The sequence below is a fragment of the Virgibacillus kekensis genome (assembly GCF_042654125.1).
GTDB lineage: Bacteria > Bacillota > Bacilli > Bacillales > Amphibacillaceae > Lentibacillus > Lentibacillus kekensis.
This window is the reverse complement of the sequence record NZ_JBHSFU010000003.1, coordinates 251,732-276,599: the sequence shown is the minus strand read 5'-3', so window position 1 is coordinate 276,599 and position 24,868 is coordinate 251,732. Positions and strand designations below refer to the sequence as shown.

At 41.0% G+C, this 24,868-nt stretch carries 30 protein-coding genes; all 30 read right to left on the bottom strand.

Annotated elements, in window-relative coordinates:
* Positions 1-4: 4 nt before the first annotated feature.
* Positions 5-877: a MinD/ParA family protein gene (locus ACFO3D_RS02775; RefSeq protein ID WP_390293074.1), complete on the bottom strand. Its 873-nt coding sequence runs from the start codon at positions 875-877 to the stop codon at positions 5-7.
* A complete protein-coding gene (flhF, locus tag ACFO3D_RS02770; RefSeq protein WP_390293073.1) occupies positions 867-1,973 on the bottom strand; it encodes a flagellar biosynthesis protein FlhF in 1,107 nt (368 codons plus the stop codon). Before flhF ends, ACFO3D_RS02775 begins: the two co-directional genes overlap by 11 nt.
* Positions 1,970-4,003, bottom strand: coding sequence for a flagellar biosynthesis protein FlhA (gene flhA / locus ACFO3D_RS02765; protein ID WP_390293072.1), 2,034 nt, complete (start codon positions 4,001-4,003; stop codon positions 1,970-1,972). The genes flhF and flhA overlap by 4 nt, the downstream gene beginning before the upstream one ends.
* Positions 4,004-4,018: 15 nt before the next feature.
* On the bottom strand, positions 4,019-5,110 hold the full coding sequence (gene flhB, locus ACFO3D_RS02760) for a flagellar biosynthesis protein FlhB (protein WP_390293071.1): 1,092 nt from the start codon (positions 5,108-5,110) through the stop codon (positions 4,019-4,021).
* Between the two features lies 1 nt (position 5,111).
* Positions 5,112-5,891 carry a flagellar biosynthetic protein FliR gene (gene fliR / locus ACFO3D_RS02755; protein WP_390293070.1) on the bottom strand — a complete coding sequence of 260 codons (780 nt, stop codon included), beginning with the start codon at positions 5,889-5,891 and terminating at the stop codon, positions 5,112-5,114.
* A 3-nt stretch (positions 5,892-5,894) separates the two neighbouring features.
* Positions 5,895-6,164, bottom strand: coding sequence for a flagellar biosynthesis protein FliQ (gene fliQ / locus ACFO3D_RS02750; protein WP_390293069.1), 270 nt, complete (start codon positions 6,162-6,164; stop codon positions 5,895-5,897).
* Between the two features lie 15 nt (positions 6,165-6,179).
* Entirely contained in the window at positions 6,180-6,845 is a 666-nt protein-coding gene (gene fliP, locus ACFO3D_RS02745; protein WP_390293068.1) for a flagellar type III secretion system pore protein FliP, read from the bottom strand.
* Positions 6,838-7,482: a flagellar biosynthetic protein FliO gene (locus tag ACFO3D_RS02740; RefSeq protein ID WP_390293406.1), complete on the bottom strand. Its 645-nt coding sequence runs from the start codon at positions 7,480-7,482 to the stop codon at positions 6,838-6,840. The genes fliP and ACFO3D_RS02740 overlap by 8 nt, the downstream gene beginning before the upstream one ends.
* A gap of 15 nt (positions 7,483-7,497) precedes the next feature.
* On the bottom strand, positions 7,498-7,860 hold the full coding sequence (locus tag ACFO3D_RS02735) for a response regulator (protein ID WP_390293067.1): 363 nt from the start codon (positions 7,858-7,860) through the stop codon (positions 7,498-7,500).
* Positions 7,861-7,880: 20 nt separating this feature from the next.
* Positions 7,881-9,026, bottom strand: a complete 1,146-nt coding sequence (gene fliY, locus ACFO3D_RS02730) for a flagellar motor switch phosphatase FliY (RefSeq protein ID WP_390293066.1) — start codon at positions 9,024-9,026, stop codon at positions 7,881-7,883.
* Positions 9,019-10,011: a flagellar motor switch protein FliM gene (fliM, locus tag ACFO3D_RS02725; RefSeq protein ID WP_390293065.1), complete on the bottom strand. Its 993-nt coding sequence runs from the start codon at positions 10,009-10,011 to the stop codon at positions 9,019-9,021. Before fliM ends, fliY begins: the two co-directional genes overlap by 8 nt.
* A 37-nt stretch (positions 10,012-10,048) precedes the next feature.
* A complete protein-coding gene (gene fliL, locus ACFO3D_RS02720) occupies positions 10,049-10,471 on the bottom strand; it encodes a flagellar basal body-associated protein FliL (protein ID WP_390293064.1) in 423 nt (140 codons plus the stop codon).
* The gene (locus tag ACFO3D_RS02715; RefSeq protein WP_390293063.1) at positions 10,464-10,682 is read right to left on the bottom strand and encodes a flagellar FlbD family protein; all 219 of its coding nucleotides are present in this window, start codon (positions 10,680-10,682) and stop codon (positions 10,464-10,466) included. Before ACFO3D_RS02715 ends, fliL begins: the two co-directional genes overlap by 8 nt.
* A 45-nt stretch (positions 10,683-10,727) precedes the next feature.
* The gene (gene flgG / locus ACFO3D_RS02710; RefSeq protein WP_390293062.1) at positions 10,728-11,615 is read right to left on the bottom strand and encodes a flagellar basal body rod protein FlgG; all 888 of its coding nucleotides are present in this window, start codon (positions 11,613-11,615) and stop codon (positions 10,728-10,730) included.
* Between the two features lie 93 nt (positions 11,616-11,708).
* Complete coding sequence (locus tag ACFO3D_RS02705) at positions 11,709-12,080, bottom strand: TIGR02530 family flagellar biosynthesis protein (RefSeq protein ID WP_390293061.1); 372 nt, start codon at positions 12,078-12,080, stop codon at positions 11,709-11,711.
* Between the two features lies 1 nt (position 12,081).
* The gene (gene flgD, locus ACFO3D_RS02700) at positions 12,082-12,540 is read right to left on the bottom strand and encodes a flagellar hook assembly protein FlgD (RefSeq protein ID WP_390293060.1); all 459 of its coding nucleotides are present in this window, start codon (positions 12,538-12,540) and stop codon (positions 12,082-12,084) included.
* Complete coding sequence (locus tag ACFO3D_RS02695) at positions 12,537-13,817, bottom strand: flagellar hook-length control protein FliK (RefSeq protein ID WP_390293059.1); 1,281 nt, start codon at positions 13,815-13,817, stop codon at positions 12,537-12,539. The genes flgD and ACFO3D_RS02695 overlap by 4 nt, the downstream gene beginning before the upstream one ends.
* A 39-nt stretch (positions 13,818-13,856) precedes the next feature.
* Positions 13,857-14,453, bottom strand: coding sequence for a MotE family protein (locus ACFO3D_RS02690; protein ID WP_390293058.1), 597 nt, complete (start codon positions 14,451-14,453; stop codon positions 13,857-13,859).
* 5 nt (positions 14,454-14,458) lie between these two features.
* Complete coding sequence (gene fliJ / locus ACFO3D_RS02685; protein ID WP_390293056.1) at positions 14,459-14,905, bottom strand: flagellar export protein FliJ; 447 nt, start codon at positions 14,903-14,905, stop codon at positions 14,459-14,461.
* Positions 14,905-16,218, bottom strand: a complete 1,314-nt coding sequence (gene fliI / locus ACFO3D_RS02680) for a flagellar protein export ATPase FliI (protein ID WP_390293055.1) — start codon at positions 16,216-16,218, stop codon at positions 14,905-14,907. The genes fliJ and fliI overlap by 1 nt, the downstream gene beginning before the upstream one ends.
* A complete protein-coding gene (fliH, locus tag ACFO3D_RS02675) occupies positions 16,218-16,973 on the bottom strand; it encodes a flagellar assembly protein FliH (protein ID WP_390293054.1) in 756 nt (251 codons plus the stop codon). The genes fliI and fliH overlap by 1 nt, the downstream gene beginning before the upstream one ends.
* The gene (gene fliG / locus ACFO3D_RS02670) at positions 16,966-17,976 is read right to left on the bottom strand and encodes a flagellar motor switch protein FliG (protein WP_390293053.1); all 1,011 of its coding nucleotides are present in this window, start codon (positions 17,974-17,976) and stop codon (positions 16,966-16,968) included. Before fliG ends, fliH begins: the two co-directional genes overlap by 8 nt.
* Before the next feature lie 15 nt (positions 17,977-17,991).
* Positions 17,992-19,293: a flagellar basal-body MS-ring/collar protein FliF gene (gene fliF / locus ACFO3D_RS02665; RefSeq protein WP_390293051.1), complete on the bottom strand. Its 1,302-nt coding sequence runs from the start codon at positions 19,291-19,293 to the stop codon at positions 17,992-17,994.
* A gap of 121 nt (positions 19,294-19,414) precedes the next feature.
* A complete protein-coding gene (fliE, locus tag ACFO3D_RS02660) occupies positions 19,415-19,720 on the bottom strand; it encodes a flagellar hook-basal body complex protein FliE (protein WP_390293050.1) in 306 nt (101 codons plus the stop codon).
* A gap of 64 nt (positions 19,721-19,784) precedes the next feature.
* On the bottom strand, positions 19,785-20,240 hold the full coding sequence (flgC, locus tag ACFO3D_RS02655) for a flagellar basal body rod protein FlgC (RefSeq protein ID WP_390293049.1): 456 nt from the start codon (positions 20,238-20,240) through the stop codon (positions 19,785-19,787).
* A 1-nt stretch (position 20,241) separates the two neighbouring features.
* Positions 20,242-20,637 (bottom strand): flagellar basal body rod protein FlgB, encoded by a 396-nt coding sequence (flgB, locus tag ACFO3D_RS02650; protein ID WP_390293048.1) that lies wholly within the window; start codon positions 20,635-20,637, stop codon positions 20,242-20,244.
* Positions 20,638-20,963: 326 nt separating this feature from the next.
* Entirely contained in the window at positions 20,964-21,743 is a 780-nt protein-coding gene (gene codY, locus ACFO3D_RS02645; protein WP_390293047.1) for a GTP-sensing pleiotropic transcriptional regulator CodY, read from the bottom strand.
* 27 nt (positions 21,744-21,770) lie between these two features.
* Positions 21,771-23,162 (bottom strand): HslU--HslV peptidase ATPase subunit, encoded by a 1,392-nt coding sequence (gene hslU / locus ACFO3D_RS02640; protein WP_390293405.1) that lies wholly within the window; start codon positions 23,160-23,162, stop codon positions 21,771-21,773.
* A gap of 20 nt (positions 23,163-23,182) precedes the next feature.
* A complete protein-coding gene (gene hslV, locus ACFO3D_RS02635; RefSeq protein WP_390293046.1) occupies positions 23,183-23,728 on the bottom strand; it encodes an ATP-dependent protease subunit HslV in 546 nt (181 codons plus the stop codon).
* A 21-nt stretch (positions 23,729-23,749) separates the two neighbouring features.
* Complete coding sequence (xerC, locus tag ACFO3D_RS02630) at positions 23,750-24,661, bottom strand: tyrosine recombinase XerC (RefSeq protein ID WP_390293045.1); 912 nt, start codon at positions 24,659-24,661, stop codon at positions 23,750-23,752.
* Positions 24,662-24,868 lie beyond the last annotated feature (207 nt).

Below are 24,868 nucleotides of genomic sequence, written 5' to 3'. Positions count from 1 at the left end.
ATTTTTACCTCTCTATCATCAATTGCTTTAACTTTTGAACAAAGGAAGAAGATTTCCGTTTAATTACCAGGTCTTCCTGCCTGTCCATTACATAATTGGTGGCTATTTCATTAACTGCCTTTGAAACTGGAGCTTTTTCATTCAGAAGTACGTATGGTATCTGACGGATAACTGCAGTCGATACTGTTTTATCATCAGGCAGAATACCAAGTTTGTTAATTTCGGAATCTAAAAACTTGAACACTACCTGGTGAAACCTGTCCAGTGCCTTCCTCCCGCTTTTAGTGGAAGCTGAACGGTTCATAATCACCGAAATTGGCATGGTGGACCTATTACTTAATATATATTTAATCATGCCGTATGCATCAGTAATGGCAGTTGGCTCGGGTGTAGTGACAACAATACATTCATCAGCAGCAATGATAATTGAGAGAGAGTCTGATGTCGCACCTGCTCCCATATCAAAGATAATATAGTCATAGATTTCTATAAGCTTCTCATACTCGCTTAAAAAGTACTCTCTATTCTCATAATTTAAAGCGAAAAAGTCAGATAGTGCTGAACCTGCAGAAACATAGGCAAGTCCACGCGGTCCCGTCTCAATAATGTCGTGAACCGGTAAATGTTCCTGAAACATATCGACAATTGATTTCTTAGCTTGTAATCCAAGCAGAATATCGATATTTCCCATACCAACATCCAAATCAAATAAAAGTACTTTCTTCTCCTGTTTCAACAGTTCCAGGGAGAAATTCAAAGCTACATTGGATTTCCCAACACCACCCTTACCACTTACAATGGCAATGGTCTTTGCCTGTCTAGGGCTTTTGGATATTTCCAACCGGCGTCTGAGACTCGAAGCCTGATCACGAACCACTATATTCACCTACTATATAATCTGTAATAATCTCCGGTGAAGGATGGATGATATCATCTGGAACATCCTGTCCGTTAGTCATGTAGGCCACTCCGACATTTTTGAGAAGCGTGATATTTAATATACTTCCATATTGTGTAGTTTCATCGGTCTTGGTAAAAATAACTTCTCTGATATCCAAATGTTGAAATTGTTCATAGATATCCAGAATATCTTTTGGCTTGGCAGTAAGCGAAAGTACCAAATATGTCTCAATATCGTTATGAAACGATATACTTTCCTGCAATTCCTTGATATAACGCTCGTCGCGAAAATTACGCCCTGCCGTATCTACCAGGATAAGGTCGTATGATTCAAATTTTTTAACAGCTGATTTGTAATCTTCAATACTGTATGCCACTTCCAGTGGTACATCCAGTATTTTTGAATACGTTTTTAGTTGCTCAATTGCAGCGATTCTGTATGTGTCAGCAGTGATGAAAGCAACTTTTTTGTTATCTTTTAGCATGCTTTCAGCAGCTACTTTAGCAATTGTTGTTGTTTTTCCCACACCGGTAGGACCGACAAATTGAAGAATTTGTTTGTCATAGGTCACTCCCTGGAACGGTAATTCAGCCAATCGCTTTTTCAATTCGTTTTTTACACCTGCAAGCAAATTCCCCTCTGGCTTGGGAGAGTCCCTATCCTCAGAAATTGAATCAATCAAATCTCTCGCTAGTCCTTCGTCTACTTCTTGACTGGTAAGATAATTGTACATTACCTGGAAATCAGCAGAATAACCGGTCGGGTTTTGCTTGGACTGCAGCTCAACTACCTGCTTAAGCTGTCTGATTTCATTCAAAATATGCTGGTTGTCGTCATTGCCGGGGTTTTTTGCTGGAACTTGGGTTTTTACCGGTTCCTGCTTTGCCGGCGGCGGACCCGGTTGCGGATCCAACGCTGCAATAACTTCTATATTGCGTTTTTTAAACATACCAAGGAACCCACCTTGATATATTTCCTTTGAATTAAGAATCACTGCTTCCGACCCCAACTCTTTCCGTATTCGGTTCATTGCTTCCGGCATTGTTGGTGCCACAAATTTTTTCACCTTCATGCTACATTCACCACCCCTACACTTTGTACTTCAATATTCGGATCCAGCTCATTATACGATAAGACTACAACTTGCGGCATGAAACGCTCAAGCAGCTGTTTTAAATACATTCTGATAGCCGGTGAACAAAGAACAATTGCCGTTTCCTCCTGGAGAGTAAGTTTCTCGACTTCTTCGTGAAGCGTTCGGACGATAAGCTGCTGCGATTCAGGGTCCAGCGCCAAATAGTTACCGTGCTCCGTCTGTTGAATATTTTCAGCAATCATTTTTTCCACTTTGCCTGACACTGTTACCACTTTAAGTGACATATCATCGGATGCATACTGTTTGGTTATCTGTGAAGACAATGATTGTCGAACATACTCGCCAAGCAATTCCGTATCATTTGTCATTCGGGAAAAATCGGCCAGCGTTTCAAAGATAACCGGAAGATTACGGATGGATATATTCTCTCTGAGCAGCTTTGCCAAGACCTTCTGTACATCGCCGACCGCCAGTGGTTCGGGGGTCACCTCTTCCACCAGGATGGGATAGCTTTCTTTCAGATGGTCAATCAGCTGTTTTGTCTCCTGCCGTCCAAGAAGTGTATGTGCATTTTGCTTAATTACTTCGGTAATGTGCGTAGACACAACAGATGGTGGGTCAACAACAGTATACCCGGAAAGTTCAGCATCGTCTTTATGTTCTTCACTAATCCATTTAGCCGGAAGTCCAAAAGCAGGTTCCTTTGTATCGATTCCTTCGATGTCCTCATCCTCAAAATCCGGGGTCATTGCCAGATAGTGATCAAGCAGCAGTTCTCCGGCAGCGACTTCATTGCCTTTAATTTTAAGCCTGTATTCATTTGGGCCTAACTGTATATTATCGCGGATACGTACAACAGGTACGACAATACCCAGCTCAATTGCCAGCTGTCTGCGAATCATAACTACTCGGTCAAGCAAATCCCCGCCTTGACTGGCATCAACCAATGGAATCAGCGCATAACCAAACTCAAATTCAATAGGATCATGATTCAGCAGGCTCACGACACTTTCAGGTGACTTCATCGCTGATGACTCAGCCTGTTCCTCTTCCTCGGTGTCCGGTTCTGCGATTTCTTTTTCCTGACGCTTTAACGCCAGGGCACCAATGATAAGAATGGCGGAAATTGCAGTCGTAAGAAAGAAGTTTATGGGTGTCAGTCCCAGCAGAAAAATGGCACCGGCAGCAATTATCAACAAATTTGGATATTGAAGTAACTGACCAGTTACATCGCTCCCCAAGTTTCCAGTTGAAGTGGTACGGGTTACAACAATCCCTGTCGCAGTTGCAATTAACAGTGCAGGAATTTGACTGACAAGCCCGTCCCCTACAGTAAGACGCATGTATGTATTTATTGCTTCCTGGAAAGTAAAGTCCATCTGCACCATACCAATGATTAATCCAAACACAATATTTATAAGGACAATTATGATACCTGCTATCGCATCGCCTTTAACGAATTTACTGGCACCGTCCATCGCGCCGTGGAAGTCAGCTTCATTTTCCACTTTTTCGCGACGTTCTTTTGCCTGCTGTTCGGTTATTAGTCCAGCGTTTAAATCTGCATCAATACTCATTTGCTTTCCCGGCATAGCATCCAAAGTAAAACGTGCTGCAACTTCCGATACTCTTTCCGCACCCTTTGTAATAACCAAAAATTGAATAATAACTAAAATTACAAAGACGACAAAACCTACCAGCGGGTTACCTCCAATTACAAAGGATCCAAAAGTGGCAACCACGCCGCCAGCCTCGGCTTCAGACAAAATCGATCTTGTTGTTGACACATTCAGTGCCAGTCTGAACAATGTTAGTAACAGCAAGAGAGCAGGGAAAATGGAGAACTGCAGTGCCTCCTGTGTATTCATGGAAACAAGGATAACAATAAGGGCCAGTGATATGTTAAGTAAGATAAGAATACTTAACAGCCATCCCGGCAATGGGACAACCAGCATAACAATAATTAAAATAACTCCTAATAGGACTGATAAGTCACGTGCTTTCATGGGTGGTGTCTCTCCTTATTTCCCAGCTTTTTTCTCTAGTCGGTATACATATGCAAGAACTTCGGCAACTGCCTGATAAAACTGTTCGGGAATTATATCCCCTATCTCAATAAAATCGTATAATGACCTGGCAAGCGGTCTGTTTTCAACCGTGGCTACATTATGTGCTTTTGCAACTTCCCGAATTCTTAGGGCTGTATGGTCTACACCTTTTGCCACAACATACGGTGCATCCGCTTTGTTCTCATCATACCTGATTGCAATCGCAAAATGCGTCGGGTTTGTGATGACAACATCAGCCTGGGGAACCTCACTCATCATTCTTCTAGTCGCCATCTGACGCTGCTTTTCTTTAATCTTGGATTTAATTAAAGGGTCTCCTTCGATGTTCTTATGCTCGTCCTTCTGGTCCTTCTTTGACATCCGTATATTCTTTTCAAAGTCATATTTCTGATATGTGTAATCGAATACGGATAGAAACAAGAGCGTGAATGCTGCAGCGAGACCCATCATGATGGTAATTTCACCAAAGAAACCTATTGCATTTTCTGCATTTTTAAACGCAAGCATCATCATATCTTCTCTGTAAATCCAGATAATGAAAAAAGTGATTACGCCGATAAATACAATTTTAAGCAATGATTTGAGCAATTCCACAAGCGCCCTTGCTGAAAAAATACGCTTAGCACCCTGAATGGGATCCAGCTTTTTAAGGTCCATTTTTAGCGGATCGGTTGTAAACAGAAAACCGATTTGGGTAAGATTTGCTGCCAACCCGGCAACCATGGCAATCAGCATGATGGGAGCAAGCATCTTTCCCATCTCAATCATTGTTTCCAGGAAAACCTGATTCACTGATTCCACTGTCACATCCCAACTGATATACTCGGTAAAAGAGTAGCGGAACATCGTTGTCATACTGTCTTTCATCGAGCCGCCAAATACCATCAGGATCATAAAACAAAAGAATAAAAGAAATGCAGTATTGATATCCTGACTCTTGGCTACTTTTCCTTTTTTACGCTCATCCTGCCGCTTTTTTGGGGAAGCTTTTTCCGTTTTTTCATCGGCTCCTGCAAAGAACTGCAGATCCAATTTCAGTTTCAAACTACCCACCCCCAAAAAGTTGCATTAAACTGCGCATTGCTTCAAATGTGACTGAAAATAAATTCTCAACTAATACGACATATAAACTAAGAAAAAATAGAATAGCTACAAAGCTGACAAATATTTTCAACGGTAATCCAACTACAAAAACATTCAGTTGTGGAACAGTTCTGGCAATAATTCCAAGTGCCACATCAACCAAGAATAAACAACCGACGATAGGGATTGCCATCTGGAATGCGATTAAAAACATCTTATTAAACGTTGTAATAATAAAATCTGCCAGACTTCCATCCTGAAACGGTATAAAGGCATCAATAGGTATAAATTCATAACTGAAAAAAATTCCATCTATTAATAAATGATGACCATTGACCGATAATAGAAAAAGAAGGGCGATAATATAAAAGTATTGCCCTGTCAAAGGGCTTTGCGCGCCCGTTTGCGGGTCAATAACGTTGGCGATTGCAAACCCCATTTGGAAATCTATGAACCCACCGGCAATCTGGATTGCTGAAAGCATTATATAAGCAAGCAGTCCAATCAGAAGGCCAACTAACGCTTCCTTAATAAGTAAGAACAGATACATATCATCAATTGTGATCTGTGATCCATCAACCGTATAATACATAATCAGCGACAGAAAAAATGTAAAACCGATTTTAAAAGGTGTCGGGATAGTACGGTACGAAAATAATGGAACAGTCATAAAGAAAGCCGCCACGCGAACAAAAACCAGAAGAAATATTGGAATACTTGATAGATTAATAAGCTCAGTCATATTCTACCCTACAAACTGATTCAGGTTCTGATAGAGATCGGCTGTAAATTCGACCATCTTTGTCAGCATCCATGGACCGAAAAATATCAACCCGACCAGTACTGCTACAATTTTGGGAATGAAGGCAAGTGTCTGTTCCTGTATCTGTGTGGTAGCCTGGAATATACTCACCAGGAGACCCACAGCCAGTGCCAGAATCAGTAATGGACCGGAAATAAGCAAAATAATATAAACGCCTTTTTCAGCTAATGTAAGTACAAATTCACTATCCAATATAGAACACCTGCCCTAGAAGCCCTGTAACAGTGACTGGGTGATTAAATACCATCCATCCACAAGTACAAACAGCAATATTTTAAAAGGTAACGAAATCATTACCGGAGGGAGCATCATCATCCCCATAGACATTAAGACGCTGGCTACAGCCATATCTATAATCAAAAACGGTACAAAAATCATGAATCCCATCTGAAAAGCGGTTTTTAGTTCACTTATAGCAAAAGCAGGAACCAGGGTGGTCAATGGAATCTCCTGAACTGATTCCGGTTTATCAAGCTCTGCATAGTTGATAAATAATGCCAGATCCTTTTGCCGAGTATGTTTCGCCATGAAATCCTTCATCGGCGCACTTGCCCGGTCATAGGCTTCATCAAGCGTTATTTCTTCTTCAAACAACGGCTGAAGTGCTTCATCATACACTTCATTAAAAGTCGGTGCCATTATAAAGAATGTCAGAAACAGCGCCAGACCTATAAGGACCTGGTTTGGCGGCATTTGCTGTGTGGCAAGAGCCGTTCTGACAAACGAAAGAACAATAATAATTCTAGTAAAGCTTGTCATTAATATTAGAATGCTTGGTGCCAGTGACAATACAGTCAGCAGCAATAACAGCTTTACTGATGTGGATATGGACGCTGGGTCAGAGCCGGAAAACATATCAACAAATTCATTCATCTTTATCTTCCTTTTGCCTATTGATTAACTTTTCCCGACTTTGCTTCAGCTTTGTTAGTTCACTGGAGAACATTTTTTTGAAATCTGTGCCAGACTTACTTTGCGTCCCGGAAGTTTGTTTTTGCTGAAAGAACGAGTTTAGCATAGCCTTTGGTTCGACTGATTCTGTTCCCCCATTATGTAAGATATCATTCTTCAGTTCTTCATCTTCAATTTCCTGTAGCATTTCCACGTTTTCGCCAACACCTATCAAGTACACTTTTGTACCGATTCGGACAAGCTGTACTGACTTATTTGGCCCTACTGAAATTCCTCCCAGGTTTTCGAGCGCCTTTACTTGCTGGAAAAGTTTATTCCGTTTGTTTAAAAACTTGAGGAGCAGGTAAATTAGACCCAGAACCAGTAACAGTGCGAATGCCATTTTTACAAGGTTAAATATCAATGATCCAGTACTGGCGCCTGCTACTCTTTCTTCGTCACCGGCATTCCCGGATTCCTGCTGGTCTGCCTCGGTACACTCTTTTTTTCCTTCAAGACAATCTGAAACATTCGGCGAAGCAACTGCAACATCAGACCAAGCAAAAAATGCTGCCAGGAATATGATCAAGCCAATACCTATTAATCTCTTTTCTAACATTTTACCCACTCACTTCTATCCCAGCGCTTTCTGAATCGCTTCCACTACCCGCTCTGCCTGAAATGGCTTTACAATAAAGTCTTTTGCGCCAGCTTGAATTGCATCAATCACCATTGCCTGCTGCCCCATTGCGGAACACATTATAACGTTTGCCTTAGAGTCGTGTTGTTTTATTTCTTTTAATGCTGCCAGTCCGTCCATCTCAGGCATGGTAATATCAAGTGTTACAAGGTCTGGTTCCAGTTCCTTATACTTCTCAACTGCTTGAGCTCCATCCTGCGCTTCACCAACTACTTCAAAGCCATTTTTATTTAAAATATCCTTAATCATCATTCGCATAAAAGCTGCATCATCTACTACCAAGATACGTTGTCCCATTCATGTTTCCCCCATATTGTTTATTTAAGTTTCATTAATCTGTCCGACCTGCTGATAATATCCGTAACACGGACGCCGAAATTCTCATCAATTACTACTACCTCGCCTTTAGCAATTAACTTTTCGTTAACCAGTATGTCTACAGGTTCTCCAGCCAGTTTATCCAGTTCGATAACTGAACCTGTTGACAACTCAAGAATATCTTTTATAGTCCGTTTGGTTCGTCCCAATTCAACTGACACGCGAAGTGGAATATCAAGAAGCATATCCAGGTTGCGCTGTTCATTTCTGTTAAGTTCCATCTGGTCAAAATTCGAAAAAGTGGCTTGATGGATCGTTGCATTGGAGTGGTTAATATTATCACCCAGATATTGTGGTTCCTCCGAATCTGAATCCTCTTGCTGTTTTACAGGCTGCTCGTGGACCTTCTTCTCCGTAACTTCCGCCTCTTTAGTGACTGCTGCTTCTTCCTGGGCAGGGCTAGATGAGGCGTTTATTAATTGTTCCACCAGTTGTTTGGCAAATTCAATTGGAATTAACTGCATAATATTTGAATCAATCAGCTCGCCAACTTTAAGTTGAAAAGAAACCTTTACTAAGAATTCTTCCGAGATAACTTCTGTATTTTCTTTTTCACCAGTCTTTTCTAATGCAATAGATGGCGGCGAAATATCAACTCGCTTTTGAAATACAGTTGACATGCTAGTTGCAGCAGTGCCCATCATCTGGTTCATTGCTTCCTGTACAGCGCTCAAATGAATTTCATTCAAATCTCCATCTGGTGAAGTTCCATCTCCACCAAGCATAATGTCTGATATAACTGCTGCGTCTTCTGATTTCATAACGAGAACATTCTCTCCATGAAACCCTTCAACATAATTGACTTTTATACTGACGTGATCAAACCTAAATTGATCACTGAGATCTTCTTTTGTTATAATGGATACTTCTGGGGTAGTAATATCCACCTTCTGGTTAAGTAATGTGGATAGAGTAGTGGCGGAACTCCCAAAAGAGATATTTCCTATTTCCCCCAGCGTGTCTTCTTCAATAGTGGATAAGAAATCAGCAACATTTGCCGTCTGCTGGTTATCCAGCTCATCCTCTTCCTCTCCAACCTTCAGAAGAGCATCAATCTCGTCCTGGGATAGCATGCCGTCATTCATTCTCGTTCCCCCCTCTAATTTCTTCAAGTACCTGAACTGACATTTTATTTCTGGATTTGCCAGGTTGTACATAAAACTTGGGTTCATCATTTACAGTCAGCTCTAATGGCTGGTCAATTTGTTGATTTAACGCTATAATATCGTCCTTTTTGATATTAAGTAATTGTTCTACACTGATTGCTGCCTCGCCAAGTAATGTTTTCACATCTACTCGTGCCTGCTGAATATTCTTTGTCAGCTTTTCATATGACTCGGTATCCCGTTTCTTCGGTACACTCTGCATCCAGTAGTGAGCTGATAACTTAGGAATGATAGGTTCAAGCACAATATGTGGAATACAAATATTAATCATGCCGCTCGCCTCTCCAATAGTAGTATTCAGCGACACCACCACAACAGTTTCATTCGGTGAAACCATCTGCAAAAACTGCGGATTAACCTCAAAGTCCTCAAGTATCGGATCAATTTCTATCAGCGATTCCCAAGCCTCCTGTAAATTAACAGCAGCTTTTTCAAACAGCTGTGACATCAGGATTGTTTCAATCTCTGTTAGATTCTCAACCTTATTGACACTATTTCCTTTTCCACCCAGGATTCTGTCGAGCATACCATAAGCAATGTTTGGGTTTACCTCCATCAGAATCCTGCCATCAAGTGGCTGTAAACTATAAATATTTAATACAGTCATTTTAGGGACTGATCTTATAAATTCTTCATATGGTATCTGGTCCACCGATGCTACTGATATACTCACGTGTGTCCGTAACTGCGCTGAAAAATAGGTCGTCAGCAACCGGGCGTAGTTTTCATGGATTCTTGATAAGCTGCGTATCTGATCTTTTGAAAACCTTAATGCACGCTTAAAATCATAGACTCTTACCTTTTGCTCTTTTTTCTCTTGCTTTAGTTCATCTGCATCCATTTCTCCGGACGATATAGCGGATAGCAGTGCATCAATCTCATTCTGTGATAGTACTTCTTCCACGAACAACCCCACCCCCTTAATCGGTGAATTCACCACGTTACTGCAATATTTTATTAATTGTATAAACGTCGGTTATTTTACCTTCAGACATTACCTGGTTTAATTTTAATTTGATAGAATCTTCCAGATTGGACAACCCTGTCTTGAAATCTTCTTCATTCATTTTTGCAAGTTCTTTTATAAGTATATTTTTTAATTGGAACTCCCGCATTTTTACTTCTTCTTTGGCGTCCTTACTGTCTGTTATAATCTGAAACTGAATTCTTACAAAACTACCATCCTGTAAATCCGTGGTGATGTCAGATGTCTGATAGGAATTTTCAATAATTTCATCTAATGATTGCGCACTGCCATTTGCTTTTTCACCTGTGACATTTAATACGATTACTAAGGCTACTACTCCGAGTAATAATAAAACGATCAATGATGTTGCCATTGTTTTTCCGAGTTTACTAATCATCTGTCTCACCCGCCTTTTTGAACCAGCCATTTACACCGATTTTCTCGTAATAGTTTGTCACTTCCTGTACAACATCCTTTTCCGAATTGCGCACCACGATCTTTTTTCCATTCATTAAGGTGATCGTAGTGTCCGGATACGATTGAATCTGTTCAATCATGATTGCATTTAATGAAAAAAGTTCTCCGTTTAACCTGGTAAGTTGAATCATTATTATGGCGGGAACGCCTTATTGACGCCCCCTACCTCCCTGCATTTATCGTTTTAAGTTTACTAGTTCCTGAAGAATTTCATCTGAAGTAGTGATAATTCTCGTGTTAGCCTGGAATCCACGTTGCGCTGTAATCATTTCGGTAAAAGCTGACGCCAGATCAACGTTTGACATTTCGAGTGATCCACTGACAATAGAAGCTACTCCATCTGTTTCAGGCTCGGCAAGACCCGTAAATCCGGCGTTTTCCGTGTTCAGAAACAGACTGCTGCCAGCTTTCTGTAGACCTGCTGGATTGGAGAAGTTAGCAAGTGCAACCTGGCCAGCTACCTGGGTGTTCCCCTGTGCATCAATATAATTAACGGTTCCATTTGACTGAACGCTGAAGCTTTGAGCGTCTTCCGGGATGTTAAGCGCAGTAATATTATTAGTATCGCCTCCCGCAAATCCCATTAAATATAAACCTTCAGAGTTTACTATGTTGCCATTGGTGTCAAGGTAGAAATTCCCTGCCCTTGTATAAGAAACATTTGATTCATCTAAATTAATAGAATCAATCTCAACTGGGTTACTAGGATTAAAGACATCACCTTGTGGGTCATTTCTTACGATATCACTTGCCACAACAAACATACCGTCACCTTCCAGTGCAAAATCAAGCGGGTTGTTTGTGGTTTGGCGGAACCCCTGTGTATGGATATTATCAATTGAGCCTGTTTGGGCACCAAGACCAATCTGTGCTGCGTTTACCCCACCGCGTGTGGCTGTCGGACCTTGTGCTCCTGACGACATCTGACTCATCATATCTTGGAAAGTTACACGACCTTTTTTAAAACCTGCTGTATTTACATTGGCGATATTGTTACCAATCACGTCTAACTTTGTTTGAAAACCTTTCATTCCAGAAATCCCTGCATACATTGAACGTAACATTTAAGTAATCCCCTTTATTGGTTTTTTGTGACTTGCTTGAAGTCCGGCTGTCTCGTTCGGTCAACAACCGTCGGCCTCCCAACTGGGTCCAGCCTAATCATTAATTAATATTGTTCCATTGATATTGGTGAAAATTTTGCTAGCTGCTTCTTCTTTATTCATCGCTGTAACTACTGTATTATTTTTCGTACTGACAAGTAATGCTGCTTTATTTGTTAAAACAAGTGAATCCGTTACACCTTTTTGTTTGGCTTCACTCATCTTTTCTGAAATACTTTGCCATTGATTATCACTGATCGTGATATTTCGTTGACTCAATCGCTCCTTAGCATGTTTACTGACTTTCAGTTCTTGGACACCGGCTAGTACATCCTTGAAACTTTCTGTGTTCTGTCTGGCGGGTGTTTTTTTAACAGTAGGCTGCATGATGTGATGCTGTTGTACCTGATGGATGTGATGACTCATGCTACGCACTTCCTTCAGTGACATTATCAGGCTGACTCACCTTTGTAATAGCATCTGCAAATATTCTTTCACCGTTTTGAAGTTCCAAGACCGCTCTTCCCTGACTCTGACTGACTGCAACTACATTGCTTTCTTTCCCATCAAGTTTTTCGCCTGTTTCTTCATCGGTCACCTGGTAAGAAACTTCTTTACCGATCATGTGACTATACTGAAGAATTGGAGAAACACTCTGATTCTGAATCAACTTATCGATTGAACTGGTCATATTCATCATTTGTTCCAATGATGAGAAGTTAGACATCTGAGAAATAAATTCTGTATCTTTCATCGGGTTACTAGGATCCTGATTCTGCAGCTGGGTCATTAGAATTTTGAGAAAGTCATCTTTACCTAGCTCAGGACTAGGAGTACGCTCGGTTTTCTGGCTCTGTAAATAAAGTGATGGATCTATCCTTGTCATGTAATCACCTCCAAATTTTCATTCAGCGCTTCTTCAAACTGTGACTGAAAATCATTTTCATCTGACTGATCACTTTGCTGATGCGAATGTTCAGATTCATCGTTTGGATTTTCACCAGCTGATTGTTGGTCATGTTCCTTCTGATATGCTTGTCCAGCTTGCTGTGCTGATAATTCCTGCTTTTCAACAACTACCTGTTGCGGTGTAAACATATTTTTCAGTTGATGCATGTTAGATTCGAGCATTTCTTTGGCTGCTTGGGATGTTACCATAATCTTCACAGTCATTTCACCATTAATTTGGGTCAGCTTTACCATCATTTCGCCAAGATTCTCGGGCCGTAAAGTAATGGAAAGTTGTGAAGTTCCATTGGTAGCAGATAGGAATCTGCTTGTTTTAATAACCTTTTGAAACTGTTCAATCAACTGATTTTCAGCAGGGGCTGAATTTGTATTTGTGTTCATATGAATGATAAACTGCTCAACTTTTGACATTGGCGCAGCCGAATTAATTGAAACCTGCGGCTGGACAACAGTTCTATCAAGTTGCTGCTGATTTCTCACAGCATGCTGAAGCCATTTAACTACGTCAGATGTAGTAACTTTTGCGTCTGCGTTATACTGTTGTTTTGCGGCAAACTGATTTCTTTTCTGGAACGCCTGAACAAGTTCCTTCCAACTGGTCATTTCTTTACTTGTATTTTTCGTCTGCTCCAAAACCATCGGAGAAGCAATCCTGTTACTTTTGTCAAGTGCTGTCCACTGTTCCAGCAGACTCAGAACAGCTGGTGCGGCCTTACTGATACTTGCTTGGTCAGTCAATTTTGCTAATACAGTTTCTGCCTTACTGAGTATTGCTTCTAATTGTTTGATAAGTTCCTCTGTTTTCACACCAATTGCCTTATCAGGACTAACCATGCCCGGAAAAATCTGACTTATAGAAACATCAGTTGCTTCACCACTTAAATCAGAAGACTTTTCGATCAGTTTTCCGATCAGCTCCTGTGCAGTTCGATCAATTGCTTCACTCGGTTTAATTTCGGATCCTTCCATTTCCTTTTGGGCTAGACCCATAAGAATGCTCAGTAAGGTCTTCTGATCCTTTCCCTGCGATGCTCCAGCTTCGCCAAGGATATTGGATAAAGAAGGGTCAGCTTTTACAAGCAAACTCTGGAAAGCCATATCACTTCCTGCAGTGGTTTTTCCTGTTTTATTTCCTGCCGACGTTTTGATGGCCGGCTGTGAAGATTGCTGCAATACCATATTGGTCATGTTCATTTTTTTCACCCCCCTTCAATTAAAACGTTTTATAAAAAACTATTGACCAGATTCTATATAGAGCTGGGTGAGATCAGCTGCCTTTTGTGCATCCATGGCTTCAAAAATGCTTCCTCGTACATCGTCTTTCAAATTTTTGAGAATGGAAACAGCGAGTTCTGCTTTCATATTTTCAAGAATTTGGGCAGCTTGTTCAGAATCCATATCCTTAAAGGATGAGGAGATTGTCTCGACCGGTTTTCGTTCGTTTTGTTCATCATTTTGAATCTCTGTTTCGTTTTTTTTCTTGTTGCTGTTCTCCAGTTTAATAATTTCCTGTTCCAGATCATCGATGGTGGACTCTAAATTTGAGACCTCCTGTGTTAACGAAGAGATTTTTTCATCCTTACTGGCGATGGCATCTTTCAGCTTTTCTTCCGTACGCTGCTGGTCCTTCTCCTGATCGGTTTTAACTACTTTTGCTAGAACAGGTACATTGTTTGCGGTATTTTTCATCCATCCAATTGCATCTACCCCTGCCGCAGAAAAGATGATAACAGTAAGCGTAACTGCAACCGCCAATGGAATAACAATTGCAAAAAAGAACCATAAAAGCGGATTAAGTTTTTCTTTTTGTTTTGTCTTATCTTTTGCCATTTGTTTCACCTGATTTTTCGGCTTAAATACTGCTGAACAGAAATTTCATCCATTGAAACAGCCTCGTTTTTCTTCATGAGCTGTATTCGGTCTGTATCTCTATGTTCAATAATTTTTTCAAACTTTTTAACTTCCACATGTGCCGTTTTTAGCTCTTCATGCTTACTTTCCATTTTACCTCTGGCATGCTGGACATCTACCTGAAGTATGTTAACCTGAGCGTTTAACATATCCATGTATCCTGCCTGTTCCCTTATAGTTTCAATAGAAGTGGGCTTGTGCAGTGAGTTTTCATACAGCTCTTCTACCGCCTCTTTTTTACGCAGGAGGTTATAAAGTTTAGTTGCTGTATCTTCAAATGAGTCCACTGCCAGCTGGTAAGCTTTCTGGGCATCCTGTTTCTCATTTTCCCGTACATGCAAAATCTTCGATAGTGCGACTGTTCCTGCCATCAAACTCCCCCTTTAAGCAATTCCTTCATCAGCTTTATTGATTCATCAAGTGACCGATATTCATTAACATCCTGACGCAGAAAGGACTGTATTTTAGGATGGTATGCGATTGCCTTATCGATCTCCTGATTAGTCCCTCGCTTGTACGCCCCAATTTGGATAAGTTCACTGTTCTCTTCGTATACTGCCATCAGTCTTCTAAGCTCCTGGGCTGATTCCTGATGTTCTTTGTCCGCAACCTTGTTCATAACCCTGCTGATTGATTTCAAGACATTGAGCGCAGGAAACTGTCCTTGTTCGGCTAGTTTCCGGTCCAAAATAAAATGTCCATCCAGAATCCCACGAACCGTATCGGCGATCGGTTCATTCATGTCATCCCCATCAACCAACACAGTGTAAAACGCTGTAATTGATCCATCTTTACTCGTCCCGGTCCGCTCAAGCAATTTAGGCAACACTGCAAACACGGAAGGGGTATATCCCTTTGTGGTCGGTGGCTCCCCTGTGGCAAGGCCAACCTCCCGCTGTGCCATTGCTACCCTGGTTACGGAGTCCATCATCAGATTGACTTCAAACCCCTGGTCACGAAAATATTCACTTATCGCAGTGGCGGTGTACGCTCCCTTAATTCGCATAAGTGCCGGCTGATCGGATGTAGCTACAACGACAATTGACTTTTTCAGTCCTTCCTCGCCAAGGTCATGCTCGATGAATTCTCGGACTTCACGGCCTCGTTCGCCTATTAATGCAATTACGTTAATATCCGCACTGCTGTTTCTCGCAATCATTCCCATTAATGTACTTTTACCGACACCACTACCGGCAAAGATTCCTATTCGCTGTCCTTTGCCAACAGTCAGTAACGAATCAATCGATTTGACACCTACCTGAACAGGCTCTGATATCTTTTTTCTTGTCATCGGATTAGGTGGTGATTGTTCTGTTGGATAATTAGCGAGTCCTTTAGGAAGTTTCGATTCATCAAGTGCCATCCCAAGCGAATCAACTACCTTACCAATTAACCCCCGGCCAATTTTAACCGACAATGCCTCACCGGTTGCTTCAACCAGACACCCGGGTCCTATCTCAGCAACCTGCGTATACGGCATAAGAATGATTTTTTCGTGGTTAAATCCGACAACTTCCGCCTTCACGGGCTTTTTATCTGCTGAACTATGTATCAAGCATACCTCGCCGATATTTGCTTCCGGACCTTGTGATTCAATCATCAGTCCAACAATCCGCAACACCTTTCCATATCGTTTATAAGTGTCTATCCGATCAACTGCGTCCAAATATTGTTGGATATTCATCAATGGTTCTCCAAACTGATATCATGTAGTGCAGACCGGATTTCCTCCAACTGGGCATCAATCCCAGCATCAATCCGACCAAATGGGTGTTCAATAAGACAACTTCCTTCGCTTAAATCTTCTTTGACATACACAGATAGGTTTACATCCCTGTCTACCAGACTTGCAATTTCTTCTTTTTGCTGGCTGACCAACTCATAACTGTCTGGATGTACATATAAAGACAAGTTTGACTGATCTTTTATTTCCTTAATGGCAGCCTTTACGATTGATGTATACAACTCCGGCTTTTCATCCAGCTCGCACTTAATAATCTTCTCAGAAATTCGAATGGACAATTCGAGTATGCTCTCCTCACTTTGCTCAATGGTGGCGTGATAGTCAGCTGTTGCAGACTCAATTATTCGATTGGCTTTTTCAAGGAGGCCTCTATATTGCTCAATACTTTCCTCTTTACCTAAAGAAAAACCATTATCATAACCTTCCTGGTGAGCCTGTTGTACAAGCTTCACTTTCTCCTGCTTCCAGGACTCCTTTGCGGCAGCTACTTCGTTATTAGTCGCTTCAATAAGATTCTGCTGTTGTGTCTTAATCTCTTCCAATTCCCTATAAGTAGCTTCTACCTTGGACTGTAGGTTACTCTGCTCATCTTCAAGCGCAGTATCCCTAGACTCCGGAGTATTGCTGTGTATTTTTCTGATTTTGATAACTTTTTCTTTCGCCTGGTCAGAATGATAATAATGGTAATTAGACAATGATATCGTCACCTCCACCCCGTGCAATAACGATCTCGCCTATTTCTTCAAGTCGTCGGATAGCACCTACAATTCTAGTCTGAGCTTCCTCAACATCTCTCAATCTGACAGGTCCCATATATTCCATTTCCTCTTTAAAGGTTTCGGCCATCCGTTGGGACATGTTTTTGAAGACAATATCTTTCACTTCATCACTGGCCACTTTAAGCGACAGACGTAGGTCTTCATTTTCAACTTCCCGGATAACCCGCTGAATTGACCGGTTATCAAGAACGACAATATCTTCGAAGACAAACATCCGTTTCTTAATCTCTTCTGCCAATTCTGGATCCTGTATTTCAAGGGCATCAAGAATAGTTCGCTCAGTACTTCGGTCTACACCATTCAAAACTTCCACCACCGCTTGAATACCACCTGTCTGTGTATAGTCCTCAGTTAGTGAAGATGACAATTTGCGTTCAAGCACCTGTTCCACCTGGCTAATAATCTCAGGTGAGGTAGAATCCATGGTTGCTATCCGTTTTGCTATTTCCGCCTGCATTTCTTGGGGCAAAGCCGATAAAATCTGACCCGACTGCTCAGGGTCAAGATAGGATAAAACCAAGGCAATTGTTTGCGGGTGTTCGTTCTGAATAAAATTCAATACCTGTTGCGCATCGGCTTTACGTGCGAAATCGAACGGTCTTACCTGCAGGGAGGAGGTCAATCTATCAATAATATTGCTTGCCTCCTGCTGGCCAAACGCTTTCTCAAGTACTGTCTTTGCATAACCAATGCCGCCCTGGGATATATAGTCCTGCGCAAGTGCAATTTGGTGAAACTGTTCAAGAACATCCTCTTTCATATTGGACTCCACTTTTTTGACTGAAGAAATTTCCAGGCTCAGCTTTTCAATCTCTTCTTCTGATAAGTGCTTATAAACTTGTGCCGAAACATCCGGCCCCAGGGAAATTAGCAGAATAGCTGCTTTTTGTTTTCCAGTTAACGTTGTCTGCCTAGCCATCGCTGGTTTCCCTCCTTAATCATCCGATATCCAGCTTTTCAAAAGCTTGGCGAATTCTTCCGGTTTGTCTTTTGCCATTTTTTCCAATTGCTTTCTCCGAACAACGGCCTCTGAATCATTGCTCTCTGGCATCTCCGGTATTTCAGGATCTGGTCTTGCAGGAATTGATTCCTCAAATTCCTCTTCAGTTGTTTTCCTGTTACGCAGAAGAATCACAATCAGAACTATAATCAGAAGGAGCAATATCCCCCCAGCAATGTATACCCATAGAGGAATTACAGGTGCAGCTGGTTGTGGTGTGCCCACACTTTCTGAGAATTCCTGAAAGACGATTGAAATCTTATCTTCAGGCTGTACTTCTCCATATTCTGCATCAACTGATGTATTAATAATTGAATTGAGAATCGATGCAATCCCAGCTTGTACTGTATCCTGTTCCTGTGCTGTCAGGTACTGTACTTCTTGACCATCACGGCCCTTGACTTCATTAACTGCAACCTGGATACCCAAGTCTCTGATTTTATAGGGGCTTTCTACTATAGCACCAATCATCTGTTGTAGTCTGCGTCTGATATCCCGTTCAATATCCTTTTTAACATTCTGCTGGTAAGTGTATACATCCTGGGTTCCTGGTCCATTTTGCTGATTACGATCGAAATATTCAAAGTACTGATTCATAATTACAATATTTTCAGCAGGCAAATTCGGTACTGCTTTCGAAACAAGGCGATAAAGCGTATCTATTTGGTTCCCTTTGAATTCATATCCAGGTTGGGTAGTCAAGACAATTGAAGCACTGGCCGGTTGTGATGTTTCACTTACAAAAACCGGTTCCTTTGGCATGTTAATCATGACTTTTGCCTCGTTAATTCCGTCAACTCCCTCAATAAGAGTAGCTAATTCTGTTTGCATGGCATCAAGCTTAATCATATTGAACTCATTGTCAGTTATTCCCCATGATGCATTTTCACTAAAAAAAGAATAATCTATATTTCCAGTATCCGGGATTCCCTGACTTGCTAGATCAACAAGCAAAGAATCAACATGGGTATCCGGCACTAATATAGTTTTACCTCCCCCATCAATTTCATAGGTTATCCCCCGTGCATCCAGTTCAGCTTTTATCTGGCCGACTTCCTGCAGTGACAAATCATTATAAAGGGGTACAAGCCGAGAATTGGACGAAAATAGAATAACTGCTGCGATGATGGCTGCAACTATTGCGATAGAACCTATAAAAATACCTTTTTGACTCTTTGTTCGCCTGGTCCAAAAAGATTTAGCATCTTCTTTTAGTTTTAGTAGTCTCTCTTTCATATATTCCCCCGCCAAATCCTTCGATTCTTTTCACCTTAAGGTATCATTTTTATAGCAACTATTAGGACCTCGTCTAAATAAACTTTTATTTTAAGTACTTTTGGTGAAAACCCTTTTAGTTTTAAATTTGCATACGCATAATTTCGTTGTACGCATCTATAACTTTCCGTTGAATCTGTACGGAAGTTTCAAGTGTTACGCTTGCCTTTTGTGCTGTGATCATAACATTATGTAAATCTTCTGCCTGACCATTAGCTAGTGCCTGCGTCATTTTATCAGAAGTAATCTGAGTGTTATTAACACCCTCAATAGCCGACTTTAATGTATCGGCAAATTTACTTTGTGCTTCACCTGGTGAAATTTCAGGTTTAGTTTGTATAGTTTTAGGGAATGTCGTTTGAGAAATCCCATTTACCAATGGATTCATTTAGTTTACTCCTTTAATTTACAATTAGAATCACTTCATTTATAGAGATTGTTACATAAAATTATTATCTGCCAATCTCCAACGCCTTTAAGAGCATACTCTTACTAGCATTAAGTGTGGTGACGTTCGCTTCATAGGAGCGAGTTGCACTCATAAGATCAACCATTTCTTTTAATGGATCCACATTCGGCATTTCTACATAACCAGCTTCGTTGGCATCCGGATGATTGGGATTAAAGACCATCTTAAACGGAGACTCGTCCTCTATAATACTTTTAACCTTCACCCCTGTATTCTGACTGGAAGAGGTGTTGGCAGCGTTATGTAAATAGGATTTAAAACTTTGGTTTTCTGGTTCCATGACGACCATCTTGCGTCTGTAGGGTGTATATTCACCATTTTCATTAACTGTTGCTCGAGTTGACTGCGCATTTGCAATGTTGGAGGAGACAACGTCCATCCGTAGTCTTTGTGCCGTCAAAGCACTGGCACTTGTATTTATTGCATTAAAAATTGACATTTTATCTTCCTCCTCTTATTACAGTTTGCAGACTGCTGAATTTACCATTTATCCGATCAACCAAACTCTGATAATAGATTTGGTTTTTTGCGAGTTCAGCCATCTCTTTGTCAACATCCACGTTATTACCATTATGGTTGTACATTGTATTTTTTCTAGTCACTGTTTGAAAAGAAGTTAATTCTCCACCATTGAATGGTATGTGTCTTGGGTGGGTCCGCTTGGCGGTCAAAGGCGAATCCATAGTATCATTCAGGACATTTTTGAACACAACGTCTTTTGCTTTATAATTTGGTGTATCAATATTTGCGATATTACTTGAAATTACTCTGTTCTTAGCCGATGAATAATTAAGAGACCTTTCAAGTTGTTGAATGGTACTGCCAAATAAATCCATAGCATCCCCTCCAATTTTCTTATAAAATGACCGACATAAACTGCTCTGCATCTACGAACATTGTAATTTATCTAACGTGCAAAGTCTATCATATTTCGACACTTTTCCACTTGGGCAAACTATTTAGTTAATATTAACCAGGACTATTTCCTCTAAAAAATTACATTATTTGTAAATAACTTGCATAAAATGTACATTTTTGATGGATATTAAGCGGTAAATCACCATATTGATATTTTTACCAAAAGAAAAGCACATGGAATTTTCATTTAGAAAATCCATGTGCTTTTTTTATTATCTTTTAATTTAACCAGTCTTCAGGTTACTTATCTTGAGCGAAGCTTTTCAAGTTCGACGAGAAATTTACTGTTCAGTACTTTAATATAGGTACCTTTCATTCCAAGGGAACGTGATTCGATTACTCCTGCACTCTCAAGTTTTCTAAGGGCGTTAACAATTACTGAACGTGTAATGCCAACCCTGTCTGCAATTTTACTTGCAACAAGCAGCCCCTCATTACCATTTAGTTCTTCAAAGATGTGGTCAATTGCTTCCAGCTCGCTGTAGGATAAAGAGCTGATCGCCATTTGCACAACAGCTTTACTTCTTGCTTCAAGTTCAATTTCCTCTGTTTTCTCGTGAAGGATTTCCATTCCAACCACAGTTGCGCCGTATTCGGCTAATAACAAATCATCATCATTGAAGCTGTCAGTCAGTCTGCTCAGAATCAGCGTACCTAGTCGTTCACCACCGCCGATGATTGGTACGATGGTAGTCAGACCGTTTTGGAAAAGCTCCCGGTTCTCAACAGGGAAAGCGGTATACGGACTGTCAATATCCAGGTTAGCTGTTGTTTCGTGAATGTTGAATAACCCTTGGGTATATTCTTCCGGAAACTGTCTTTCTTCCAACATAGATTTCATACGGTCATTTTCAATTTCCTGATTAATAGCAAAGCCCAACAGCTTGCCACGACGACTGAGAATAAATACATTCCCGCGAATAACGTCCCTCAGGGATCCTGACATTTCGTTAAAGTTTACTGATTTTCCTGTTGCCTTCTGCAGCATAGCGTTAATTTTTCTTGCGCGATCTAAAAGTTTCATAATAATCCTCCATTTCACTAATTCGATTTATAGAATAAATTGGCTTAAATCCTTATTCTTTGCTATGTTCTTTAATTTCTTGTCAACATAGTCCTCCGTTATTTCCACAGTTTCCAGATTAATATCCGGAGCTTCAAACGATAGGTCCTCCAACAGTTTCTCCAGTATGGTGTGAAGCCGCCTTGCCCCAATATTGTCTGTCTCCTGGTTAACCTGATAGGCAATTTCTGCCAGTCTACTTATAGCTTCGTCTGTAAAAACAACATTTATACCTTCTGTTTTAATTAAAGCCTCATATTGTTTTAAAAGGGCATTGGAAGGTTCTTTTAAAATACGTTTGAAATCTTCCACGGATAATTTTTCAAGTTCTACCCTTATAGGGAATCTACCCTGAAGCTCGGGGATTAAATCAGAAGGTTTGGACATATGAAAAGCGCCAGCAGCGATAAACAGCATATGATCTGTTTTCACAGGTCCGTGCTTTGTTACAACGGTTGATCCTTCCACTATGGGTAGAATATCGCGTTGCACACCCTCCCGGGATACATTTGCTGTATTATCTTGTTTCCCGGCAACCTTATCAATCTCGTCGATGAAAAGTATTCCTGATTGTTCTGCACGGAAAATTGCTTCTTGTGAGGCCTCTTCCATGTCAACCAGTTTTTGTGCTTCCTGCTGCGTTAGTAATTTTCTCGCCTCTGAAACAGGAAGGTTTCGTTTCTTTTTTTTCTTCGGCATGAACTGGCCAAAGGCATCCTGCATGTTCATCCCCATCTGTTCCATTCCAGAACCCTGGAGCATATCGAACATGGAAGGTGGCACCTCTTCGATTTCCACTGTTACCAGTGTATCCTCCAGCTCGCCCAGCGCCAGTTGGTGTTCCACTCGTTTTCTCTTGCTGCGTATTTCCTCATCTCTAGGTGCAGTTTGATCATCATCGTCTTCTTCCTGAGTAGAAAACAACATTTCAAACGGATTTTTCATGTTGTTCTGTTTCTGGGCCTGGGGGACCAATAACTGAACAAGCTTTTTGTTTGCCTCCTGCTCAGCGCGGTCCCGTACTTCTTCCATCTTTTCTTCTTTAACCATCCTAAGAGACATTTCCACCAGATCACGGACCATGGATTCTACATCCCGACCAACATAACCAACTTCGGTAAACTTGGTAGCTTCCACTTTCACGAAAGGGGCTCCAACAAGCTTTGCAAGCCGCCGTGCTATTTCGGTTTTCCCCACCCCAGTCGGGCCAATCATCAGAATGTTCTTCGGGACTACTTCATCTTTAAGTGTCTCATCAAGTTTCATGCGGCGATAACGATTCCTTAAGGCTACCGCTACTGACTTTTTGGCATCATTCTGACCGATTATATACCGGTCCAGCTGACCCACAATTTGCCGTGGAGTATAATCAGTGCTCATTGTCATTGAAGGCCTCCTTATTATTCAAGTACCTCTAACGTAATATGGTCATTTGTATAGACACATATTTCACCCGCAATTTCCAGTGCACTGCGGGCAATCTCTTTAGCCGAGAGATTATCTGAATGGCGCGCTAAAGCCCGCCCTGCACTCAGCGCATAGTTACCGCCGGAACCTATAGCAAGAATGCCATCATCCGGTTCGATTACCTCTCCAGTACCGGAAACAAGGAACATGTCATCCTTATTCATAACAATAAGCATTGCCTCCAGCTTACGAAGAACCTTATCACTGCGCCATTCTTTGGCAAGTTCAACAGATGCCCGCGCCAGATTTCCATCGAAAGTTTCCAGTTTACCCTCAAACTTCTCAAACAGAGTAAACGCATCAGCGACAGATCCGGCAAAACCGGCAAGAACACGGCCATTGAATAAGGTCCGTACCTTCTTGGCCTTATGCTTCATAACCACAGCATTTCCAAGCGTAACCTGCCCATCACCACTCATTGCACACTGACCATTATGCTTAATAGCAAAAATGGTGGTGGCGTGCATTTCACTTGTCATAAAATCACCTCTCAGTGGAGCTTATTTATCACTCGCCCTCGGATGGCTGTTCATATATACACTGCGTAAACGATCTTTTGTTACGTGGGTGTATACTTGAGTAGAGGATAAATTTTCATGACCCAATAATTCCTGAACTGTCCGCAAATCAGCACCCTCATTCAGCATGTGAGTTGCAAAGGTATGCCTTAATTTGTGGGGATGTACATGAACAGTCAGTGCTGCCTTTTCTACAATCTTATTCAGTACAAGTCTGAACCCTCGTGCCGTTAAAGGATTGCCTCTAGCATTGAGAAAAACAGAATTGGTAGATGTTTTCCCTTTTGCAAGAAGCTTTTCCCTTCCATCATTTATGTAGGTTTGCAGGGAATCTTCTGCAAAACGGCCAAACGGAATATACCTCTCTTTTCTCCCTTTACCTCTTATCAACATGGTGCCAATCGTAAAGTCAATATCCTCCAACAAAAGACCCTGACACTCACTTACCCGTACACCTGTTGCATACAAGGTTTCAATAATTGCCTGATTGCGCTGGCCCACAGGATCCGACAAATCATTCACCTCGAATAACTTTTCCAGTTCCTCCATATATAAAAAACCGGGAATGGGCTTGGCAGCTTTGGGAAGCGTAAGATGAATGAAAGGATTTCCATCAACTTTTCCGGTCCGTTCCAGAAATCTGTAAAAAGTTCGCAGACTGGAAATCTTCCTGGATACGGACCTTCGGCTTAGTTTCTGATTGTAAAGAGTAGTGAGAAATAGCCTAACTATCTGGAAATCAACTTTCTCTAACCGATCAATGTGCTCCTTATTCAGAAACACAAAGAACGTTTCAAGATCATCTTTATAATATTTGACGGTATATGGCGAAGCGTTCTTTTCAAGACGTAAATACTCTGTAAAAGCTTCACTTAACTCTTTATAATGGTTCAACTCTCCACCCCGTTAAAACAGCGAGTAAATCATAACACAGAAAACTCTGAAAAGCAATAAACTTAACTAAATTGTAACAACATTCTGAAATGAACTCAATTATTTTTATAAAATGAGTAAAGTTACCATCAATGTTTCTTCGGGTAACCAGCTACTGTCAAGTAAATTGGCTTTCCAATGCGTAATTATATCTCCTACATTACAAAT

Bases quoted from the DNA above. Each gene is read 5' to 3' on its own strand.
- flhF (WP_390293073.1), bottom strand. From the start codon at position 1,973: ATGAAGGTGAAAAAATTTGTGGCACCAACAATGCCGGAAGCAATGAAC.
- flhA (WP_390293072.1), bottom strand. From the start codon at position 4,003: ATGAAAGCACGTGACTTATCAGTCCTATTAGGAGTTATTTTAATTATT.
- fliR (WP_390293070.1), bottom strand. From the start codon at position 5,891: ATGACTGAGCTTATTAATCTATCAAGTATTCCAATATTTCTTCTGGTT.
- fliP (WP_390293068.1), bottom strand. From the start codon at position 6,845: ATGAATGAATTTGTTGATATGTTTTCCGGCTCTGACCCAGCGTCCATA.
- ACFO3D_RS02740 (WP_390293406.1), bottom strand. From the start codon at position 7,482: ATGTTAGAAAAGAGATTAATAGGTATTGGCTTGATCATATTCCTGGCA.
- ACFO3D_RS02735 (WP_390293067.1), bottom strand. From the start codon at position 7,860: ATGGGACAACGTATCTTGGTAGTAGATGATGCAGCTTTTATGCGAATG.
- fliY (WP_390293066.1), bottom strand. From the start codon at position 9,026: ATGAATGACGGCATGCTATCCCAGGACGAGATTGATGCTCTTCTGAAG.
- fliL (WP_390293064.1), bottom strand. From the start codon at position 10,471: ATGATTAGTAAACTCGGAAAAACAATGGCAACATCATTGATCGTTTTA.
- ACFO3D_RS02715 (WP_390293063.1), bottom strand. From the start codon at position 10,682: ATGATTCAACTTACCAGGTTAAACGGAGAACTTTTTTCATTAAATGCA.
- flgG (WP_390293062.1), bottom strand. From the start codon at position 11,615: ATGTTACGTTCAATGTATGCAGGGATTTCTGGAATGAAAGGTTTTCAA.
- ACFO3D_RS02705 (WP_390293061.1), bottom strand. From the start codon at position 12,080: ATGAGTCATCACATCCATCAGGTACAACAGCATCACATCATGCAGCCT.
- flgD (WP_390293060.1), bottom strand. From the start codon at position 12,540: ATGACAAGGATAGATCCATCACTTTATTTACAGAGCCAGAAAACCGAG.
- ACFO3D_RS02695 (WP_390293059.1), bottom strand. From the start codon at position 13,817: ATGAACATGACCAATATGGTATTGCAGCAATCTTCACAGCCGGCCATC.
- ACFO3D_RS02690 (WP_390293058.1), bottom strand. From the start codon at position 14,453: ATGGCAAAAGATAAGACAAAACAAAAAGAAAAACTTAATCCGCTTTTA.
- fliJ (WP_390293056.1), bottom strand. From the start codon at position 14,905: ATGGCAGGAACAGTCGCACTATCGAAGATTTTGCATGTACGGGAAAAT.
- fliI (WP_390293055.1), bottom strand. From the start codon at position 16,218: ATGAATATCCAACAATATTTGGACGCAGTTGATCGGATAGACACTTAT.
- fliG (WP_390293053.1), bottom strand. From the start codon at position 17,976: ATGGCTAGGCAGACAACGTTAACTGGAAAACAAAAAGCAGCTATTCTG.
- fliF (WP_390293051.1), bottom strand. From the start codon at position 19,293: ATGAAAGAGAGACTACTAAAACTAAAAGAAGATGCTAAATCTTTTTGG.
- fliE (WP_390293050.1), bottom strand. From the start codon at position 19,720: ATGAATCCATTGGTAAATGGGATTTCTCAAACGACATTCCCTAAAACT.
- flgC (WP_390293049.1), bottom strand. From the start codon at position 20,240: ATGTCAATTTTTAATGCAATAAATACAAGTGCCAGTGCTTTGACGGCA.
- flgB (WP_390293048.1), bottom strand. From the start codon at position 20,637: ATGGATTTATTTGGCAGTACCATTCAACAACTTGAAAGGTCTCTTAAT.
- codY (WP_390293047.1), bottom strand. From the start codon at position 21,743: ATGAAACTTTTAGATCGCGCAAGAAAAATTAACGCTATGCTGCAGAAG.
- hslU (WP_390293405.1), bottom strand. From the start codon at position 23,162: ATGAGCACTGATTATACTCCACGGCAAATTGTGGGTCAGCTGGACCGG.
- hslV (WP_390293046.1), bottom strand. From the start codon at position 23,728: ATGACAAGTGAAATGCACGCCACCACCATTTTTGCTATTAAGCATAAT.